This is a genomic window from Bifidobacterium subtile, assembly GCF_000741775.1.
Lineage (GTDB): Bacteria > Actinomycetota > Actinomycetes > Actinomycetales > Bifidobacteriaceae > Bifidobacterium > Bifidobacterium subtile.
Genome location: NZ_JGZR01000006.1, coordinates 217,911 through 237,511 on the forward strand (window position 1 = coordinate 217,911; position 19,601 = coordinate 237,511).

Here is a 19,601-nt window from a genome sequence, read left to right on the forward strand (position 1 = left end):
CAGCGTATCGGCACTGATTCTGCGCCGACGCAGGCACCGCATCGACGTTCTTAGGTCACGCAGTGCGTCTGCCATCGCCATGCATGGCAGCGCACAGCAGCCGTATGCCGTCGCTAATCTGATCCATGCGCGGGCGCACGAAATTGAGGCGGATGTGGCGGGTGTCCGTGCCATCCACGTCGAACACCCCACCCGGCATGAAGGTGACGCCCAAGGGTCGCGCGGCTTCCAGCAGCGTTTGCGAACGCTGGCCTTCGGGCAGGCTGAGCCATACGTAGTAGCCGCCTTCGGGGACGCTCCACCGAGCGGTTGGCGGCGCATAGCGCTGCAGGGCATCGCACATCGCATCGCGCCGCATCCGGTATGCGCCGGTGATTTCTTCTATGTGCCGGCGGATGCGGCCGCCGCGCAGCAGCTCGATGCAGATGCGCTGCGAGGACGAGCTCGTGTGCTGATCGACCATCCGACGCAGTGCCGCGAGCCGTGCGACCACATGCGTGTCGGCGATGAGCCAGCCCGTGCGCAGGCCGGGCGTCACTGTTTTCGAGAAGGTCGACAGGTAGATCACGTATCCGGCGTTCTCCATGCCTTTGAGCGGAGTCGGCGGCGCTGAAGTCCCGTAATGCAGCTCTCCGTAGGGGTCGTCCTCGATGACGAGGCACTGGTATTTCATTGCAGTCTCGATGAGCTCACGGCGGCGCTGGGCCGGCATCGTGGAGCCGGTGGGGTTGTGGAAGGTCGGGATGGTGTAGATCAGTTTCGGGTGGAAGCGCGCGCAGAACCCTTCAAGCAGCTCTGTGCGCATGCCCGATTCGTCCGTTGGCACGCCGATGATGCGCGCGTCAGCCGAGCGGAAGGCCTGCAGCGCCGGGAAGAAGGTCACGCTTTCGACGAGCACACAGTCGCCGGGGTTGACGAATGCTCTGACGCACAGATCGAGTCCTTGCTCCGAGCCGGAAAGCACCATCACATTGCGGGGCGAGCAGTGGATCATCCGGTCCTCGCGCATGTGGTCGGCGAGCAATGTGCGCAGCTCGGGGAAGCCTTCGATGGGCGATTCCGGCTGGCCGTCGAAATCGTGCGAGGAGAAGGCGTGCAGGCTCACGTCGCGCAGCAGATCGTCCGGTATATCGTGCGGGTTCGGCGAACCGGTGGCGAAGTCGATGACGCCGTCCATGCTCTGCGCCCGGTCCGCCGAGGCGATGTCGTGGTAGGTGAAGCGGTTGGAATAATCGCTGAAGAGCACCGGCCACGGCGGGCTGAGCGTTAGCGGGCTAGGTGTTAGAGAGCTGAGCGTTGAAGGACTGAGCTTTGAAAGACTAGGTGTTGAAGGACCTAGCGTCTGTGGGCTGGGCGTCGACGGGCCCAGCGTCGACGGTTCGAGCGCTGGCGAAGCGTGCGGTGATGTCGTAGTCGACACGGTGGCCGGGGCTGCGATGGTGTGTTCGTTGGCGTGGCGTTGCACGAAGGTGCCTTTGCCGACATGCGAAGCGATGAGGCCGTCATCCTTGAGCTCGCTGTAGGCCTGCAAGACGGTGGTGCGGTTGACGGCGAGCAGCTCGGCCATCTCGCGCTCCGAAGGCAGCCGATAGCCGGCGGCCAGGCGCCCCGCGACGATCTGCTCGCGCAGCTCGTTGACGAGCTGGCGGTAGAGGGGCACATCGCTGCGCCGATCGAGTGAAACCTGCATGGCGTCATTCTCCTTTCCGGCTCCTTCGAATCAGGACTGTGACGATTCTACGGTTGGGCGTGCGCCATGGTGTTTCGGCGATGCAGGTGTTTCGGTGGCGCGAGCGTTTCATTCGAGCGGCTTGGGGCTCTGCGTCTCGCGGTCATACCCCAAGTGCCGGCTATCTCGCTTATGTGTAGTGCTATTCGAGGTTCGCGGAGGTCTATCTGCGTTATGTGAGGCGTTAATTCTCTGGTACTTCGAGTATCACTGGCCGAAAATGGCGGTTCTGGGCCGTCTGATACTCGACGCTCCGAGAAATAGCGCCTCACATAACGCAGATAGACCTCTGCAGCACCCCAATAACGCCTCACATAACGTAGATAGACTTGGGCGCCCCGGGGTTAACACTGTGCACATAACGCAGTTACATCCAAATGCGCTCACGAAACGGGAAATCGCACGGGCGCAACCACGAAAACTGACCGCCCGATGCCCAACGTTTCACGTCTTCACAACGAAAGCAGCAGTTCGTGCACTCGGGTGTCATCCGTCAGTTCGGGATGGAAGGCGGTAGCGAGCAACGACCCTTGCCGCAGACCGACCACATGCCCGTCCACTCGTGATTCAACCGTGGCGTTCGGGCCGACCTCGGTGACATACGGCCCGCGAATGAACACCAGGGGCAGATCGTGGATATCGCCGAACGAGCCGATGGTTTCGAAGCTGCCCAGCTGCCGGCCGTAGGCATTGCGGCGCACCACGGCGTCAAGCGCACCGAAATACGCAGTGCTTTCATGTGCAGCATGCCTATGCACGCTGCCGCTAGACGCGGTGTCATTGCGTGCGGTGTCGCCGGCTGCGGTGTCGTTGCGGGCGGTGGTGTCGTGCGCGGTGTTGTTGTGCGCAGCGGCGGCAAACGCAGCGCCTCGCGATGCCGTGTCTGCCGCGCCTTCGTTCTCGATTGCCCGAGCGAGCAGAATCATCCCCGCGCAGGTGCCGAGCACGGGCCGGCCTTGCGCGATATGCTCCGCAATCGGTGCGAACAGCCCGGTCAGGTGCAGCAGCCGGCCCTGCACCGTGCTTTCCCCGCCCGGAAGAATCACCCGCGCGATGGAATCGTCCCAGTCATTCGCCGAATGCAGTAGCCGCCACGGAGAGCCAAGGCGGTCCAGCATCTCGGCGTGCTCCGCGAACGCGCCCTGCACCGCGAGGATGCCCGTCACCGAGCGCGACTGGTCGCCCGAACTGCGTTTGCCAATGTATTGCGCCGCGACGACCATCACTCGCCCCTTGCGGCCATAAGCGTGGTGATCTCGTTCTCGTTGATGCCCACCATCGCCTCGCCGAGATTCTCCGAGAGCCGCGCCAGCAGCGCCGCATCCTGCCAGTTCGCAGTCGCCTGAACGATGGCGGCAGCGCGCTTCGCCGGGTCTCCCGACTTGAAGATGCCCGAGCCGACGAACACGCCTTCGGCGCCCAGCTCCATCATCAGCGCCGCATCGGCGGGCGTGGCGACGCCGCCAGCCGCGAAGTTGACCACGGGCAGGCGGCTGTGATCATGCACGTACCGCACCAGATCGTAGGGCGCTGCGAGACGCTTGGCCTCCTCGAAGACCTCGTCGTCGCGCAGCGAAGCCAGCGCGCGAATCTGGCGGTTCATAGTGCGCATGTGGCGCACGGCTTGCACCACGTCGCCCGTCCCCGGCTCGCCCTTGGTGCGAATCATGGCCGCACCCTCGCCGATGCGGCGCAGCGCTTCGCCAAGATCCTTCGCGCCGCACACGAAGGGCACGTCGAAGCCGGTTTTGTCGATGTGATGGACGTCGTCCGCAGGCGTGAGCACTTCGGACTCGTCGATGTAGTCGATTTCGATGGCTTGCAGAATGCGGGCCTCGGCGGTGTGCCCGATGCGCACTTTGGCCATGACGGGTATCGAGACAGCCTCCTGGATACCGCGCACCATGCCGGGGTCGCTCATGCGCGAGACACCGCCCGCAGCGCGGATGTCCGCAGGAATGCGTTCCAGAGCCATCACGGCGCAGGCGCCAGAATCCTGGGCGATGCGCGCCTGCTCCGGCGTCGTCACATCCATGATGACGCCTCCCTTGAGCATCTGGGCGAGGTTTCTGTTCAGTGATACGCGGTCGCCATCCATAAGGCCGCTCCTTTCATGTCGGTGTCACGCCGGTGCCCGCCGGCTGAGGGCCGGGGTTGGGCGCGGGCGGAATCGGGCGCACTTATCCCGTTCGTGCGACAGTGTACGGTCGCAGCACGGCGCTTCGATAGGGCCAATCGGCCACTTTGCGCACCAGCCAATTGCGGGGTGGGTGGTGGTTGCGTGATTGCGTGTGTGGCTATCGCGAAGCTGGCTTGAGAGCGGCCGGACTGTTCGTTGCAACTGAGGACTGACTGAGGCCGATCTGCCATTGGTTGAGTAGGATGCAGCGCGAGGTTTGGCGCAAACCGGGGTGCGACTTGGCATGCCTGGTTATGGCTCGGCAGCGTACGTTCTATGGCGCGTTGCACGAGTTCATGTCGGAAAACGTACGCTGATCGGTGACCATCGTACGTTTTCCTATATGCGCCTCGTAATCATGTCATAAAACGTACGCTTGGCTCGGCAACGAGGTTGTCAGAGGCCTGCGGGCGGCTTGGCTACGGTTTAGTTATGGCTTGGCTGTGGCTTGTTGCGTGTGATTTGTGGTAGCATATGGTTTAGCCGTACGAACGGTTGATGATGTGCAATACAACTGAATACGTCTATCTTTACGCCGTGTATCGCGATGCATTCTTTCGAAAGCCTCCGGTGGGTTAACAAGGCGTGACTGCAGTGCTGTGCTTTGCCGCGCAGCCCGTATGCGAGTGTAAGGAGAAACGATGCGTAACGCCATCGCTCTTATTCAACGAGTCCCACTACTTCCTCTCACCGTGCTCTGCGCGATACCCCTCGCTGTGCTGAGCGACGTACATCCGTGGCAGCCATGGTTCGGCGGCGTGAACCCTTCGCTGGGCCAGGTATTCGTCATTGCTTTGGTGGCCTACACCGTTGTGGACGCGCTCGCCGGCATGATTCGGGATTTACGCAGTGGCCGCGTCGGCGTGGATGTGCTCGCCGTGCTCGCCATACTATCGACTCTCGCGGTGCAGGAATACTGGGCCAGCTGGGCCGTCGTGCTCATGGTCTGGTCGGGCGAGGCGATTGAGGAATACGCGCAGGCCAAGGCGGAAAGCAGCCTGAGCGCGTTGGCCAGCGCCGCGCCGCGCAACGCCCATGTGGTCGACTTGCAAGGCATCGGGGTGCGTTCGGAGGCGGATAAGGCTGGCGAGGGGCGGGCCGCGTTCCGTGCGGTTGCGGGAGCGGGCGCTGGCGTGGCGGCTGCGACCGCCGAAGAGTCCGATGCCGAGCCAGAATCCGAAGCATCATCGCATTTCCACACGCTGCCCGTCGAAGAGGTCCGGCTTGGCGATGTGCTCGTGGTGCTGCCCGGGGAGACGGTGCCGGTTGACGGCGAGCTGCTCAGCGCCTCGGCCACGCTGGACTTGAGCACCATCAACGGCGAGCCGGTGCCGCGCGAAATGTACGCAGGGGCGCGTGTGATGTCCGGCGCGGTCAACGGCTCGAACACGCTCACTATGCGCACGACGCAGCTGGCCCAGGACTCGCAGTATCAGCGGATACTCGATCTGGTCACCTCGGCCAAAGAGTCCCGTGCGGCCGTGGTCAGAACCGCCGACCGGCTGGCGGTGCCCTTCACCGTGCTTGCGTTGCTGATCGCAGGCGTGGCGTGGCTCGTTTCCGGCGATGCCACGCGATTCGCGCAGGTTTTGGTCTTGGCGACGCCCTGCCCGCTGCTCATCGCGGCTCCGGTGGCCTATATGGCTGGAACCGGGCGCTTGGCGAAATCCGGCATCCTGATCAAGACGCAGGATGTGCTGGAAAATCTCGGTCAGGTCTCGCATGTGTTCTTTGATAAGACCGGCACTTTAACCGTCAAGACGCCGCAGGTCGCGCGCGTCGATCTGGTGGATGGGTTCGGTGGCGGTCAAGTCGGTAGCGCCGGCATCGGTAGCGATGGCAGCGATTACAACGATTATGGCGATTTCGACCAGGATCACATCCTCGCGCTCGCAGGCGCGATCGAGACGTATTCGGTGCACATCCTCGCCCAGGGCATCGCTGCGGCGGGGGAGCAGGCCCGGCATCGCCTCGCGGAGCAGACCGGCGGCCAGTATGATTCGCCCCGAGGATATCCGGTCGTCAACCATGTCAGCGAGGATGCCGGCAACGGGGTCTGCGGCGAGGTCGACGGCGTGCCGGTGCGCGTCGGTCGCTTCGATTATGTGATCGCGACGCAAGGTTCCGCGCAGGGTGATGGCGCAGGCAGCGTCAGCAGCAGCCCCGCCGCTGCATTTCCGGTGGCGCGATTCGGGCAGCGCGCGCCCGACGAGATGGTCACCTATGTGGCGGTGAACGGGAGGCTTGCTGCGCGCATCGTGCTCAAGGACGTGCCGCGCGCCAACGCCCGAGAAGCCTTGACTCAGTTGCGCTCACTCGGCGTTGAGCGCCTGACCATGCTCACCGGCGACCACGCGGCTTCGGCCCATATCGTTGCCGACAGCGTGGGCATCGCCGACGTGCATGCTGACCTGCTGCCGGAGGACAAGCTCAGAGCAGTTGCCGCGCGCGAACTGCCCGCTGCGCGGGCGAATCAAACCGAAGCCAGCGGGCACGGACGAGGTCGCGCTGGAACCAGCGAACGCGGCCGTAGCGGAGGCAGGAGCCTTGGTTTTGCGGCGTCAATCCGTGCGCGGCTGCGCGGCGAATCGACCGCCAGTCCCATCACCATGATGGTTGGTGACGGGGTGAACGACGCCCCGGTGCTGGCTACCGCCGACATCGGCATGGCCATAACCGATGGCACGTCGACCGCCGCATCCCAGTCGGCGCAAGCGGTGATTATGAATGACGATATCGCCGCCGTGCCGCGCGCCATCGCCATCGCGCGGCGCACCAAGCAGGTCATGCTGCAGGCTGTCATCGCCGGGCTTGCGCTGGCATTTCTTGGTATGATCGCAGCAGCCTTCAACCTCATTCCAGTAGTCGTCGGTGCCTTCCTGCAAGAGGCCATCGACGTCATCTCGATTCTGTGGGCGCTCACCGCGCTGCTCGAGCGCGACTGAGCGCGAGAATGACGTTGGCTCACTGCTTGACGCCTTTACTATGAAGACCATTTCGATGCCGCCGCAAGCGTATAGTGGCAGGCATGAGTTGGATTATTGCTCTGCATGTCATCGGTTCCGTGTTCATCATCGGCCCGCTGGCCGTGCTGCCCATGACCGGGTTGCGCGCCATCCGCGAGGGCAGTTCGGCGCAGGTGCGCGGCCTATCGCGCACAGTGATGGTGCTCGGCTGGCTGACCGCGCTGGTCAGCGCGTTCGGCGTGGTCGGTTTCTACGTGATGAATCCGGCATACCGCGATAAGCTCGGCACGGCTTGGCTCGTGTGGTCGGTTGTGCTGACGCTGATTGCCCTCGTGCTCACGCTCGCCGTTGTCGTGCCGCAGATGAATGCTGCTGCCAAGGCGATTGAAGGGCGCAAAACTTCTGCTGCCGCAATGTTCAGTTCGGACGCCTCGCTCCCAGGCGACTTGGACGGCTCGGCTATCGCAGCCAACGCAGGCTCCGATTCGGCTGTGGCCCACCGCCAATACGCCGTCATCTCAGCCGGCTCAGGTATTGTCTCGCTGCTGTTCGTCGCAGTAGCCGTCCTCATGGTGATTCGGTAGCGGCTTCCTATTGGGATTTATTAAGCACATTGTGGGAATTTTACAGGTTTTTGTGTCCCGATGCCTAAGACAGCGAACTTGAAAACGGCGGTATTCCGCCAAAACGCTGCGGGCTCAATGAGGTGTCTACTTTGGCAGGTGCTTAATAGACGAAAAAACTGCTTAAAAGATGGCGATGACTTGAATTAGCCACTCGAATTAACCAAGGAATATACGGTAATTTGCGCAGAATGTTCGAAGCGACGTCATAACCATGCGATGAGGCTCCAAGGCACTCCAAATCGCGAGAATTTTCGCACTTTTGCTTCTCAAAGCGTTTATTAAGCAGTTTTTTCGTCTATTAAGCACTTCGCAAAGTATGACCGGAATACATCATATAGAGGAATGGCGGAATATCAACGTTCTTTCGATGCGCTTGACGGTCAGGAGGAAGCTTCAAGCAGCGAAATCGCCCATGAAGTGCTTAATAAATACGCAAACGAAAGAATCTTGCCTCAATGAGGCGCACGAGACGCAATGTATGGAGAGGCTGCGCACCCACGTACGGAGGAACGGTGGGTGATGCGTGCGAAAGTAGCTGTTGACAGCGCTGACGACAAAGAGCCCCTGTCGCCGGCGCAGGGTTTGCGATAACCTAGAGCGCGTGACTGAGAATGTGAACGAGAATAACGAATTGCGCATCGCCGTCGTCGGCGCTGGCCCCGCCGGCGTCTACTCCTCCGATATCTTCCTGCGCCAGCTGAGGAAAACCGGCGAGGAACTTGGGCTGGGGACCAAGGCGCGCATCGATCTGTTCGAGAAGCTGCCGGTGCCCTTCGGCCTCGTGCGCTACGGGGTGGCCCCCGACCACCCGAGCATCAAATTCATCGCCGATGCGCTTGAGAAGACGCTCGACAACCCGGACATTCATCTGTATTGCGATGTGGAATTCGGCAGGGACATCACCCTTGATGATCTGCTGGCTCGTTATGACGCGGTGCTGTTCGCAACGGGTGCCGTCGCGGACAAGCCGCTGCTGATTCCGGGGGCCGACTTGCAGGGCGTGTTTGGCGCCGCGCGCTTCGTCGAATGGTACGACGGCTACCCCACGGGCGCACGCGAGTGGCCGCTCGACGCCGAGCAGATTGCGGTCATCGGCGGCGGCAATGTGGCGATGGACGTGGCCCGCGAGCTCATGCGCAACGCCGAGGATCTCAAGGCTCGCACCGACATCCCCGACAACGTGTACGAGGGCATCAAAGCCAACAAGGTCAAGGAGTTGCACCTGTTCATCCGACGCGGTGTGGCGCAGGCGAAGTTCTCGGTGCAGGAGCTGCGCGAGATGGAGAAGCTGCCCGGTGTGCAGCTCGTCATCAACGAGGACGATTTCGACTTGGATGATGAAACCGTCGAACGGGCGAGCGCGAACAAGCTGACCCGCCAGATGGTCGAAGAGCTGTTCGCGATTCGCGAGATGGCCGAGGATATGGAGGATGACGGCGGCGTTGATTTCGAAGGGAATCCGGCCAACCGCAAGTACTACCTCCATTTCAACGCCGATCCTGTAGAGATCATCGGCGCTGATGGCAAGGTCGCGGCCATTCGCGTCGAGCGCACTGAAACCGGAGCTGATGGCACGATGCATCGCACTGGCGAGTTCGAAGACATCCCCGTGCAGTCCGTCTATCATGCGATTGGCTACAAGCCGGCCAGCGTGCCGGACGTCGCCTACGACGAGGCTCGCACGGTGCTGGCGAACGATGGCGGCCGGATTCTTGCTGCTGCTTCCGGCGAGGCGGAATCGGCGGAGGTGCTGCCGCGTTTGTACGCGACCGGCTGGGCGAAGCGCGGCCCGATCGGCCTCATCGGCTCGACCAAGTCCGATGCGCTGCTCATCGTGACCAATATGCTTGACGATTTCTCGAAGGAAGGCGCTGCCGGCCGCATTGCGCCAGACCGCGACCCGGCGTCCATCGACCAGCTGCTTGCCTCGCGCGGCGTCACGCCGATTGATTTCGCCGGATGGAAGCGCATCGACGCCTTCGAACGCTCCGAAGGCGCCAAGGAAGGGCGCGAGCACAAGAAGGTCGTGGAACCCGAGGAGCTGCGTCGCCTGGCGCACGGCGAGTGAGTAGGTCTGTGAAGTTGCGGCGTACTGCGTCTAGCGGAGCCGTATGCAGCGCAGTGTGATTCTGCGCATTTTCCCGGGATTTTTACGAAATCGGGTTGTGTTGACCCCTGATTTCGCAAATTTCCCGGGATTTTTTGTTTTCGGGATGATTTGAGACCCATGATCTAAGGTCCTGATTTCGTAATTTCACGGGAAAATACAGTGTGCTACGACTCTGAACTCTGAACTCTGAGCTGGGCTCTGAATCTGTTTTGGGCGCTCGGATTAAATCCTTGCTGCGTCACTCTCCGCATCCCCCGCGCGCTCCAAAAGGTGATATCATGAACAGCGGGTATGAGGTTCACCCTGGGCACACGGCCCGAACCGCCTTCGGGCTGATGACTTCTGCAGGGATGCAGAGTCATGTCATGTCCTCTTCTCCCTGGAATGATTCCCAAGGAGAGAGTGAGCAATGGCTGATACTTTCACCGTCACCATTGAAATTCCGCGCGGTTGTCGCAATAAATACGAGGTGGATCACGAAACCGGCAGGCTGCATCTTGACCGGACGCTGTTCACGTCGATGGGATATCCGGCGGATTACGGTTTCATCGATGGTACGCTCGGTCAGGATGGCGACCCGCTTGACGCCCTCGTGCCGCTGCCCGAATCGGTGTTTCCCGGCTGCGCCGTGGAATGCCGGCCCGTGGGCATGATGGTGATGACCGACGAGCATGGCCCGGACGCGAAAATCCTGTGCGTGCCTGCGGATGTGCGCTATGACGCGATTCAAGACATCGACGATATCGGCGACTTCACCAAGGCCGAAATCGTCCATTTCTTCGCGCAGTACAAGGTGCTCGAACCGAACAAGCATGTCGATGGCGACATTCATTGGGAACCGCTGGCCAGCGCGCTTGACGAGGTCGCGGCGTCCTTCAACCGCGCTACAGCAGCTGAATCCGTGGCTGCGACCGCCTGAAACAACGCCCATCTGAGGCATCGCCTGCTTGAGGAATCGTGGTCGAAGGCACAGCAGTCGCGCCCAGACATCCACGATGGTTCAGAATCACGGCGTGCGACCGGCGTACAACCGATGTGCGACCGTCGTGTGACGTTTTACGATGTGCGGAATCGTTGATATTCCGCCATTTGTGAGTCTCTGAAAACCGCACACGACGATAAAAACCGCACACGACGGCCTCCGCCGATCACGTAGGCAATTAAAAAAAATCAATACCCGATTATCCACATATTGCTAAGGAGCAATCATGAGCAACATCACCAATATTCACGCACGCGAGATCCTCGATTCGCGCGGCAATCCGACGCTCGAAGTCGAGCTGACCACGGCCGACGGGCAGATCGGACTTGGCTCCGTGCCTTCGGGTGCGTCCACCGGCGAGGCCGAGGCCTGGGAGCTGCGCGACGGCGACAAGCAGCGTTATGACGGCAAGGGCGTGCTGTCCGTCGTCGATAATGTCAATACGATTATCGCGGAAGCGGTGCGCGGGCTGGATGCCGCCGATCAGCGCGGCCTCGACCGTGCGCTTATCGAGCTGGACGGCACGGACAACAAGAGCAAGCTGGGAGAGAACGCGATTCTGGGCGTCTCGCTTGCGGCTCTCCATGCTTCGGCGCAGTCGGCCGGGCTGCCGCTGTACCGCTATCTGGGCGGCACGAACGGCTTCACGCTGCCCGTCACCTGCATGAACGTGCTCAACGGCGGCGCGCACGCGGATTCGAACGTCGACATTCAGGAGTTCATGCTCGCGCCCATCGGCTTCGACACGTATCACGAGGCGCTGTGCGCGAATGTGGAGACCTACCACACGCTCAAGTCGATTCTCAAGGATCGCGGCCTAGGCACCGGACTGGGCGACGAGGGCGGTTTCGCGCCGAATCTCAAGTCCAACGCCGAGGCGATGGATCTGTTGGTCGAGGCCATCGACAAGGCCGGCTATCGCCCGGGCGAGCAGATCGCGCTGTGCTTCGACGCGGCGGCGAGCGAGTTCTATGACAAGGAGAAGGGCGTTTATCGCTTCGACGGCGATGAGCGCACCGGCGCGGAGATGGCTGACTACTATGAGAGCCTGCTCGCCAAGTACCCGCTCATCTCGATGGAGGATCCCTTCGAGGAGAACGCTTGGGGCGACTTCGCCGCGCTGACCGCGAAGATCGGCGACAAGATGCAGATCGTCGGCGACGACATCTTCGTGACCAATCCGAAGCGGCTGCAGCGCGCCATCGAAGAGAAGACCGCGAACTCGCTGCTGGTCAAGCTCAACCAGATCGGCACCGTGAGCGAGACGCTTGACGCGATGAATCTGGCCTACCGCAACGGTTTCACCACTATGGTGTCGCACCGTTCGGGCGAGACGCCGGACGCGACGATCGCCGATCTGACCGTCGGCATGAACGCCATGCAGCTCAAGTCGGGTGCCCCGGCGCGCGGCGAACGCATCGCCAAGTACAACCAGCTCCTGCGCATCGAGGAGCGGCTGGGCGACGACGCGCAATACGCGGGCGCGAAGGCCTTCCCGCGCATAGCTGCGTGAGGCTGGGCTGATGGGGTCGATGCGGTCGATGGCATCGGTCGCTCGCTGGTATTCGCGGCAGGCGTTTGGACCTTGGGGCTGCTGCCCGTCCCTCGGTTCAGGCGCCTGCCGTTTTTCATACGCATACGCGCCCCCACTGAGACAGCAGACGCCACAACGCCCGCATAGGGCCCGTTATCATGCGGGGAATGTGACGATAGCCGTTGCCTTTTGTACGGTAACCCGACCCTAACGTGCAAAAAGCTACGTTTCCCAAGTCGGTTTCGTGACTTTGTGCACGTCAGGTTCGAGTTAGCGTACAGAATGCGACGTACTTGCCTGCAGCGAACATTCAGCAAAAGTCCAGAGGGACTCTTTATTCTGCTCAATATGACTGGCAACTTGAAGGTACATGGGCATTTCAACGGGCTGAAAACCACGCTGCTGTTCGCGCTGATGTGGGCCGTCATCATGCTGATTTGGTGGCTTACCGGCGGCAGCCAAGGCACGCTCGGCATCTATATCGTTATTGGCCTGGCGACGACCTTCGGTTCGTACTGGTTCTCCGACAAGCTGGCCATCGCCTCGATGCACGCGCGCGAGGTCTCCGAGCAGGAGGCGCCGGTGCTCTACCGCGTGGTTCGCGAGCTGTCGGCCAAGGCCGGCAAGCCGATGCCGCGCATCACCATTGCCCCGACCATGAGCCCGAACGCTTTCGCCACCGGTCGCAACGAGCGGCACGCGGCGGTGTGCTGCACGCAGGGCATCCTGCAGATGCTCAATGAGCGCGAGCTGCGTGGCGTGCTCGGCCACGAGCTCATGCACGTCTACAATCATGACATTCTCACATCCGCCGTCGCGTCGGCGATGGCGACGGTCATTACATATCTAGGATATTCGCTCATGTACTTCGGCGGCGGGAACAGCCGGGACAATCGCAATGGCTCAGGCGGTGGCGGCCTCGGCGCGATCGGCATGCTCGTCAGCATGATTCTGGCTCCGATCGGCGCTTCGCTGATTCAGATGGCCATCTCTCGCACCCGCGAATTCGACGCCGACGAGGACGGCAGCCGGCTGACCGGCGACCCCGAAGCTCTCGCATCCGCGCTGAACAAGATTTCCGCCGGAGCCCAGGCCGAACCCATGCCGCAGACAGCCGGCACGCAAAGCGTTTCCGCCATGATGATTGCGAACCCCTTCTCCTCGCAGGGTTTCAGCCGCCTCTTCTCCACACACCCGCCGACCGACGAGCGCATTTCGCGCCTGATGCAGATGGCGCAGGAGATGCGCGAAAATGGCGTCGAGGCCGGTGGCGCGGGCGGTCCGCAGGTGGGGTACTGAGGTATGGTTTGCACTACGGCGATTCCCGTTGGCGTAGTGCGAGCGAAACGCACACTGTGCATGGTAGCTTTTTGGCACAGAAACGTTGAAATTTCGCCGATGAGCTTCTATAGCGACATAACATGAAATGTGCGTTTTGTGCGCACTACGCAAGTCCGGCTTGCCATAGTGCGCATCGATCATCGGCTACTCATCCAAATCATCGCGCTCGCGGCGGGTGCGTAGCGTGGCGTTCATGCGTTCGGTGAGCAGCCAGCCGTGCAGCACGACGCCCAGCCAGATCAGGATATAGATGCCGACGAAGGATGCGGCGAACCCGGGGAAACGCTGCGGCGAAAGCATGACGTACCAGCGATTCGTAAGCAGCCAGCAGACCACGAGGCCGAAGGTGAGCGGGCAGTGGATGAGCAGAATCGCCCAATACGGGATTTGCAGTTTGAACAGCAGCGTCAGCTCGCCGATCAGCGCGGACATGACGAACAATGAGATCACGCTGAGCGGCGTGATGGGAATTGGTGGCTGATCGAGAATCTCAGCGAACAAAAAAACGAAGGAGCCGACGCCGACGCCGAGCATGGCGTTGATGATGAGTTCACGCAGCACCGATGCCACGCGCGATTGCTTGTGCGATGGTAATGACATGTGCGGCTTCGCTGCGGCCGGAGTCAGCCCGGAGAGCTGCGACAGAAGTTGCTCGTGGGCTTGAGATGCCTCTTCGCTTGGCGACGGTATTTCGTCTTCGCCCAGCGGCATGGAAGCGTCGTTGATATCAGTTGAATCACTGCCCTCGAAGCTGGGGGAGCCAGCCGTCGTGCCTTTGCCGATGCCATTATCAATGACGCCGAAAGCCTCATTGTCGGTGTTCACGATTGCGCCTTTGCCGCTGTTATTCGCTGGGGAAGTATGGCTCCGATCATTTCTAGCAATCTCCTTACCACCGCTATTCGCGCGAATCATGCCGCTGCTTTTGGCAGCGATGCCTCCATTGCCTGCGCCGCCGCTTGCGCAGCCGTTCGAGCCGTCGGTATCGTGCGCATCGGCCTCGTTGCTCGTGTTTTGCGTGCTGACCATGTCGTCTTGACCGCCCATTCTGCCAATTCCGGCCTCATCGCCATTCGTATTTGCTGCCGCGGCCGTATTCGTATTCGCGTCAATATTCGCATCCATGCTCATGCCTCCAAAGCCTCGCGCAGCGCGGGCACGTACCTGCGGCTTACGGTCTCGCGGATATCGCCGGACAGCCGCGCGGTCATATTGCCCGAATAGCTCGCCTCCAGCGATTCCAAGTGACGCAGATTGATGACGGCTTGACGCGATATCTGCACGAAATCCCGCACGGGGAGCTTCGCCATGAGTTTGACGAGCCGATTTCGGGTGGTCAGCGTCTGCGATGTGGTGCGCACCAGCAGATCCTCGCCGTGAACCGCGATGGTGACGATTGCTGATTTGCGCACGATTTCCAAGCGGTTCGCGGTTTCAATGGGAATCGTGGCCGAGGCGGTCTGCCCTATAGCCTCCACGGAGCGCATGAGCGCGGAAACCGCGGGCGTGGGGCTGGCCGCCTCGACGATGACGTTCACCTCGCCGTCAGCGAGCTCCGGATTCGCCCTGAAGATAATGCTCACCGCGCCCCCGCCTCTGATTCGTTGTGGACAATTGCCTTGCCCCCAATCGTACGAGCAGGACGGCCAATACGATAATCACGGTGATGCAGGCGAGCAGCGCGAGGTCCTGGGCAGGCGTGGTGAGCGAGCCGCCGATTTCGTATCCGATGCCCATATCCTTGCGGAAGTTCTGCGCGACGGATGCCGGAACCGCGCTAAATGCGTCCGATATGGTGTCGCCCAGCAGCAGCCGGCGGAAGAGCGAGGCGGAGTACGCGCCCGGCCAGAGCTTCATAACATGCTGTGCGCCGGCGGGCACTGCGCCGAGCGGTACGTAGACGCCGCTCAAGAAGCCGGCCGCCGTGCCGATGACGGTGCCCAGGCTCGAATTCGCGCGCTGCGTCGAGATCGAGACGGTGAGGGCGAAGGCCAGCGCCGCGCCGAAAATCGCGGCAAGCGCTATCAAGCCGAGCAGCTTCGCGTCGGTGGCCGGGTTGCGCCAGGGAAGCGTCACGTGGTCGACCACGGTGAAATACGCTCCGGTGACGGCCAGCACGATGAGCTGCATGACGAGGCCGATGATCGCGGAGCTGGCAAGATAGGACGCCTGTATCCGCCACGGCGAGCGGCAGGCGAGGCGGAAGTCGTCGGTCAGGCCGTTTTCGCGGTCATAGACCATCTGGCTCATGCCGGTCAGGGGCGTGGTGATGGCGGTGATTGACAGGATGCCGCCTATCAGCCACGGGTCGAGCAGGTCGCTGACGGTGATGGGAGTTGCTGTGCTGGCTGCGGCTGAGCCGTGTGCGGCTGCCGCGCTGGCGGCTGCGTTGCCGGCGTTCATGGCATCGGTCCAGTTGCCTTCCAAAGTCTGCTTGAGGAAGACGACATACAGCACGAAGGCGATAAGCGCGCCGAGCAGCGAGAACAGCATATTCGTGCGATTGCGGGTGAAGAGCAGCAGGTTGCGTTTGGTGAGGGCGATCATGAGCGGGACTCCTTGGAAGTGGTGGCGGGCGTGGGATTTGGAGTGGTGGTTTGGTCGGTTTCGACGGTGCCGTTTTCGTTGTGGCCGGTGAGCGTGAGGAACACGTCGTTCATCGTGCCGCGCAGACAGCGGAAATCGAGAAGATATGGTCGCATCGCAGTCAGCAGGCCGATGCATTCGTCGGCGCTGGACACGCTTAGATGCAGGTGATTGCCGTCGATTGTGGCAGTTGCGGTGTTGCTGGTCTGGGCGTTGCTCACTGCATCGGGCTGTACTGCGGATGGTGTTGTGCCTGCAAATGATGCGGCTGTTGTGGCCGCTCCTGTTAACGCATCACTATGAATCGGACTCGGGATAGTGTGCGCTGTGCTGGGTCGCTCCGCAGGTTGTGATGATGTCGTGCGCACTGCGGCGGTTGCTGCTGCCGTTGCTGGCATGGTATTGCCTGCTGCTGTGTTCGGCTGTCTCGCTGCAGTCGAGGTCGCGGCCGCAGACACTTTGTCGGAACCACCGAATCGTTGCGCATGAGACGCTATATAGTCATGCGCAATTCGTTCGATTTCCTGCCGAAACTCCGGCCTGAAAGCGATATTCAACGTGTACTGCGTGTAACGCGCAATCAGTTCCTGCGCCGAACCCTGCGCGTGAATGACGCCGTGATCGATGAGGTAGACCTGCTGCGCGTAATTGGCCTCCTCAAGATAGTGCGTGGTGAGCAGAATCGAGAGGTTCTCGCGTTTGCGCAGCCCATCGAGCATCGCCCAGAGCGTGCGCCGCGTCGCAATATCCAAGCCGGTCGTAGGCTCATCGAGGATCAGCAGTTCGGGCCGATTGATAAGCGCACGGGCGATGTCGATGCTGCGACGTTGCCCGCCCGAAAGCGAGCCATACTGCTGGCCCGCGAAGGATTCGGCACCGACCAGCGCAATGACTTCGTCCACCCGGCCGCGCGGCGTTCCCGGGTACAGCCGTGCGCGTATCGAAAGGTTTTCGCGCACGGTCAGCGTCGGGTCGAGCACGCTGCCTTGGAACACGACGCCCAGGCGCGGCGCTTGGGCATGCGGCTGAGGCTGAGGCTGAGGCTGAGCGCCATATTCGATCACACCGCCATCGGGCTTGGCCAGCCCGGTCAGCATGCTGATCGTCGTGGACTTGCCGGCCCCATTTGGCCCAATTACCGCTGTCAGCGCGCCCGGCTCGATATCCAGCGAAACATCGCGGACGGCCTCGTGCCTTCCGTACCATTTGGACAGATTTCGTGCCCTCATCACCGTGCTCATCGCTTCCTCCCTCATATTGTTGCGTAGTTGCGCGAACATTTGCGTATCGCGTATCCGTGTGACGTTTTCTTTGACGGTTTCATTGTGCGATGCGTCGGCCGCCGCCGAAAGCTGAGAGTGCTAAGCGGTGCCATAGGCACGGTGAGTTGCGGCTGGGCGACGGTGAGCGTTGCAACGCAACGGGCGCGACACACCCGGGTTAAGATGCACAAGTCGGCCGATAGCGATTTCGAGTGGCGGAATTCCGCGGCTACAAAATGCTATCGGCCGACTTGTGTATGAAGCGCGACGCCGCGGAAGGACGACAGGGCATGTGTTACACTGGTCGCTTGTGCGCATGCGCATGCGGATGTAGTTCATCGGTAGAATGGAAGCTTCCCAAGCTTCAGAGGCGGGTTCGACTCCCGTCATCCGCTCCATATGAAGGCGTTGGAATACCAACGATAACAGTCTATTTCGGGCTATGAAGTTGCTTAGAAAAGGCACCAAAAAGGCGCGAATGCTGCTATTTCCTCTATCATTAAGTGCCCATTGCAGCATGGAACACGATAATCCGACGGTTCATGTTATCTTTGTTATACAGGCAGAGATGCGCTGTATATCAGGGGTGCCGAATTAACGTTTAAGCGTCATGCAATGGCGTCGGTCCCTGAGAAATGGGCCGCCCTAATCGGCGGCCCATTTGCGCTCAGAGAGGAGTCGTGTGAATATTTTCGTCTATGCCGACGAAAGCGGCGTCTTCGACAAGGCCCATAATCAGGTGTTCGTGTTCGGCGGTCTCATATTGCTCGGCAAAGACGAAAAGGACACTGCTCGCAGGCGTTACATCTCCGCCGAACGGGTTCAGCGAAGGGCTGGTGCGGGGTCTGGGCATCAGGAGTTGAAGGCTATTTATCTGAGCAACAAACAGAAGGCGTCGATGTTCCGCGCCATGAATCCCTATCGACGTTTCGGCGTCATTGTTAAGCAGACTCGGGTACTAGACGAGATTTTCGATGACAGGAAAAGCAAGCAGCGCTACCTCGATTACGTCTTCAAACGCGGGCTCAAAGCCGCCCTTATTGAGCTGATTGACGACGGGTGCATCCAAAAAGATGGTGTCGAATCGATTTACGTGTTCATGGATGAACACACCACTGCAACCAACGGCCGCTACGAGATGCAGGAGGGGCTCGAGAACGAATTCAAGCGTGGGACATTCAATCAACAGTGGAACACGTTCTGGCCCCCGCTGTTCCCAGCGATGAAATCGGTCGAATTCTGTCTGCGAGATTCATGCCAGGATGCCTTGATCCGCGCGGCCGACATCACTGCTAATCGTCTTTACTATGCGGCAGTGCATGGCCGGGATGATATGAGCGATTCCATCAGTTATATGACGCTTCCATAGCGACACAATGGAAAAGCAGCCTTTATCTACTATTCGGGGGGGGGATGCTCTACATATTTCGATTAGATTTGCAGAGTATCGCTGCGGCGCCGCGGCTCACTCGTATCGAAAACGTCGTGAATGCCGCCCTTCGCGCGAAAGAGCCGCTAGCGCGAAACATGCCTCGTGAATCGCGCATGATATCGTTGCCCACCGTAACACCGTGAGGAGGGTAGAGCGTGACTGAGCCACAACCCGACATCCCCGTGCACGAGAGCCTCGCTTTCGCCGGGCTGCTCACCATGATCGCTGGCGGCATCGATGCCTACTCCTACCTGTTTCATGGCGCGGTCTTCTCCGGGCTGCAGACCGGCAACGTCATCCTGTTGGGCATCAATCTCGGACATGGCGATATCGCCGGGGGTACGCGCTACCTCATTTCGCTCGTCGCATTCATGCTCGGCACGGTCATCGCGCACGGCATGCAAAAGCACTTCGGGCGCAAGCCGATCCGCGTATCCGTTCCTCAGCTCATTCTCGTCTACGAGTTTGCATTGCTGCTGGTCGTGGCCCTCACCGATCAGCTGGTGCCCGACTTCATATCCACGGCTGTGCTTTCCGCCGCTGCCGCCGCCGAGCTGCAGGAGTTCCGGCGGCTGAAGGGCCGGCCGTTCACGCCGCTGATGATGACGGGCACGCTGCGCGCGCTGACCGAAGGGATTTATGACGGCGTGCACTATCACGACCGTGCCAGTCTGCGGCGAGCATGCAACCCCATCGTGGTGCTCGCATGCTTCGCCTGCGGGGTCATGCTCGTCACGCTCGCCCGATATGTCGCCGGACCGCTGTCGATCGCGGTGCCCATGGTGCTGATCGCGACGGCGATGCTGGTGCTGTGCGTGAAGCGGCAGCGCAGGAGGGTTTCATAATCAAAATCC

General features: G+C 61.0%; 15 protein-coding genes, 1 tRNA gene and 1 riboswitch. Of the genes, 9 read left to right on the forward strand and 7 right to left on the reverse strand.

Translation table 11 applies throughout. The features are described 5' to 3' along the window. Positions 1 to 55 precede the first annotated feature (55 nt). The 3 genes from BISU_RS05405 to pdxS form a co-directional block, all read right to left on the reverse strand. The gene (locus tag BISU_RS05405; protein ID WP_024463011.1) at positions 56 to 1,690 is read right to left on the reverse strand and encodes an aminotransferase-like domain-containing protein; all 1,635 of its coding nucleotides are present in this window, start codon (positions 1,688 to 1,690) and stop codon (positions 56 to 58) included. Positions 1,691 to 2,181: 491 nt separating this feature from the next. Next, positions 2,182 to 2,952 (reverse strand): type 1 glutamine amidotransferase family protein, encoded by a 771-nt coding sequence (locus BISU_RS05410; protein WP_024463012.1) that lies wholly within the window; start codon positions 2,950 to 2,952, stop codon positions 2,182 to 2,184. Continuing rightward, the gene (pdxS, locus tag BISU_RS05415) at positions 2,952 to 3,827 is read right to left on the reverse strand and encodes a pyridoxal 5'-phosphate synthase lyase subunit PdxS (protein ID WP_024463013.1); all 876 of its coding nucleotides are present in this window, start codon (positions 3,825 to 3,827) and stop codon (positions 2,952 to 2,954) included. Before pdxS ends, BISU_RS05410 begins: the two co-directional genes overlap by 1 nt. A 722-nt stretch (positions 3,828 to 4,549) precedes the next feature. On the opposite strand from pdxS, the gene BISU_RS05420 reads away from it, so the two are divergent. The 6 genes from BISU_RS05420 (at position 4,550) to htpX (ending at position 13,425) form a co-directional block, all read left to right on the forward strand. Continuing rightward, a complete protein-coding gene (locus tag BISU_RS05420; RefSeq protein ID WP_024463014.1) occupies positions 4,550 to 6,853 on the forward strand; it encodes an HAD-IC family P-type ATPase in 2,304 nt (767 codons plus the stop codon). Positions 6,854 to 6,936: 83 nt separating this feature from the next. After that, entirely contained in the window at positions 6,937 to 7,458 is a 522-nt protein-coding gene (locus BISU_RS05425; RefSeq protein ID WP_024463015.1) for a DUF2269 family protein, read from the forward strand. Positions 7,459 to 8,101: 643 nt separating this feature from the next. Then, a complete protein-coding gene (locus BISU_RS05430) occupies positions 8,102 to 9,568 on the forward strand; it encodes an FAD-dependent oxidoreductase (protein WP_024463016.1) in 1,467 nt (488 codons plus the stop codon). 320 nt (positions 9,569 to 9,888) lie between these two features. After that, a riboswitch (Fluoride riboswitch) is annotated at positions 9,889 to 9,962 on the forward strand. Between the two features lie 57 nt (positions 9,963 to 10,019). Beyond that, the gene (locus BISU_RS05435; RefSeq protein WP_024463017.1) at positions 10,020 to 10,529 is read left to right on the forward strand and encodes an inorganic diphosphatase; all 510 of its coding nucleotides are present in this window, start codon (positions 10,020 to 10,022) and stop codon (positions 10,527 to 10,529) included. A 289-nt stretch (positions 10,530 to 10,818) separates the two neighbouring features. Continuing rightward, the gene (eno, locus tag BISU_RS05440; protein WP_024463018.1) at positions 10,819 to 12,105 is read left to right on the forward strand and encodes a phosphopyruvate hydratase; all 1,287 of its coding nucleotides are present in this window, start codon (positions 10,819 to 10,821) and stop codon (positions 12,103 to 12,105) included. 369 nt (positions 12,106 to 12,474) lie between these two features. Next, positions 12,475 to 13,425 (forward strand): zinc metalloprotease HtpX, encoded by a 951-nt coding sequence (gene htpX, locus BISU_RS05445; RefSeq protein WP_024463019.1) that lies wholly within the window; start codon positions 12,475 to 12,477, stop codon positions 13,423 to 13,425. 186 nt (positions 13,426 to 13,611) lie between these two features. Here the strand turns inward: htpX and BISU_RS11600 are convergent, their stop codons facing one another. The 4 genes from BISU_RS11600 to BISU_RS11605 are packed head-to-tail and all read right to left on the reverse strand — an operon-like array spanning position 13,612 to position 17,282. Beyond that, positions 13,612 to 14,592, reverse strand: coding sequence for a DUF3021 domain-containing protein (locus tag BISU_RS11600; RefSeq protein WP_051245982.1), 981 nt, complete (start codon positions 14,590 to 14,592; stop codon positions 13,612 to 13,614). A gap of 2 nt (positions 14,593 to 14,594) precedes the next feature. Then, complete coding sequence (locus BISU_RS05455; RefSeq protein WP_024463021.1) at positions 14,595 to 15,050, reverse strand: LytTR family DNA-binding domain-containing protein; 456 nt, start codon at positions 15,048 to 15,050, stop codon at positions 14,595 to 14,597. Then, positions 15,013 to 16,014, reverse strand: a complete 1,002-nt coding sequence (locus BISU_RS05460; RefSeq protein ID WP_024463022.1) for an ABC transporter permease — start codon at positions 16,012 to 16,014, stop codon at positions 15,013 to 15,015. The genes BISU_RS05455 and BISU_RS05460 overlap by 38 nt, the downstream gene beginning before the upstream one ends. Then, entirely contained in the window at positions 16,011 to 17,282 is a 1,272-nt protein-coding gene (locus BISU_RS11605) for an ABC transporter ATP-binding protein (RefSeq protein WP_162142796.1), read from the reverse strand. Before BISU_RS11605 ends, BISU_RS05460 begins: the two co-directional genes overlap by 4 nt. 357 nt (positions 17,283 to 17,639) lie before the next feature. On the opposite strand from BISU_RS11605, the gene BISU_RS05470 reads away from it, so the two are divergent. From BISU_RS05470 to BISU_RS05480, 3 genes are all read left to right on the forward strand, one after another. After that, a tRNA-Gly gene (locus BISU_RS05470) sits at positions 17,640 to 17,713 on the forward strand. Between the two features lie 284 nt (positions 17,714 to 17,997). Next, a complete protein-coding gene (locus BISU_RS05475) occupies positions 17,998 to 18,684 on the forward strand; it encodes a DUF3800 domain-containing protein (RefSeq protein ID WP_024463024.1) in 687 nt (228 codons plus the stop codon). Between the two features lie 218 nt (positions 18,685 to 18,902). Then, entirely contained in the window at positions 18,903 to 19,592 is a 690-nt protein-coding gene (locus tag BISU_RS05480; RefSeq protein ID WP_024463025.1) for a YoaK family protein, read from the forward strand. Positions 19,593 to 19,601: the final 9 nt, after the last annotated feature.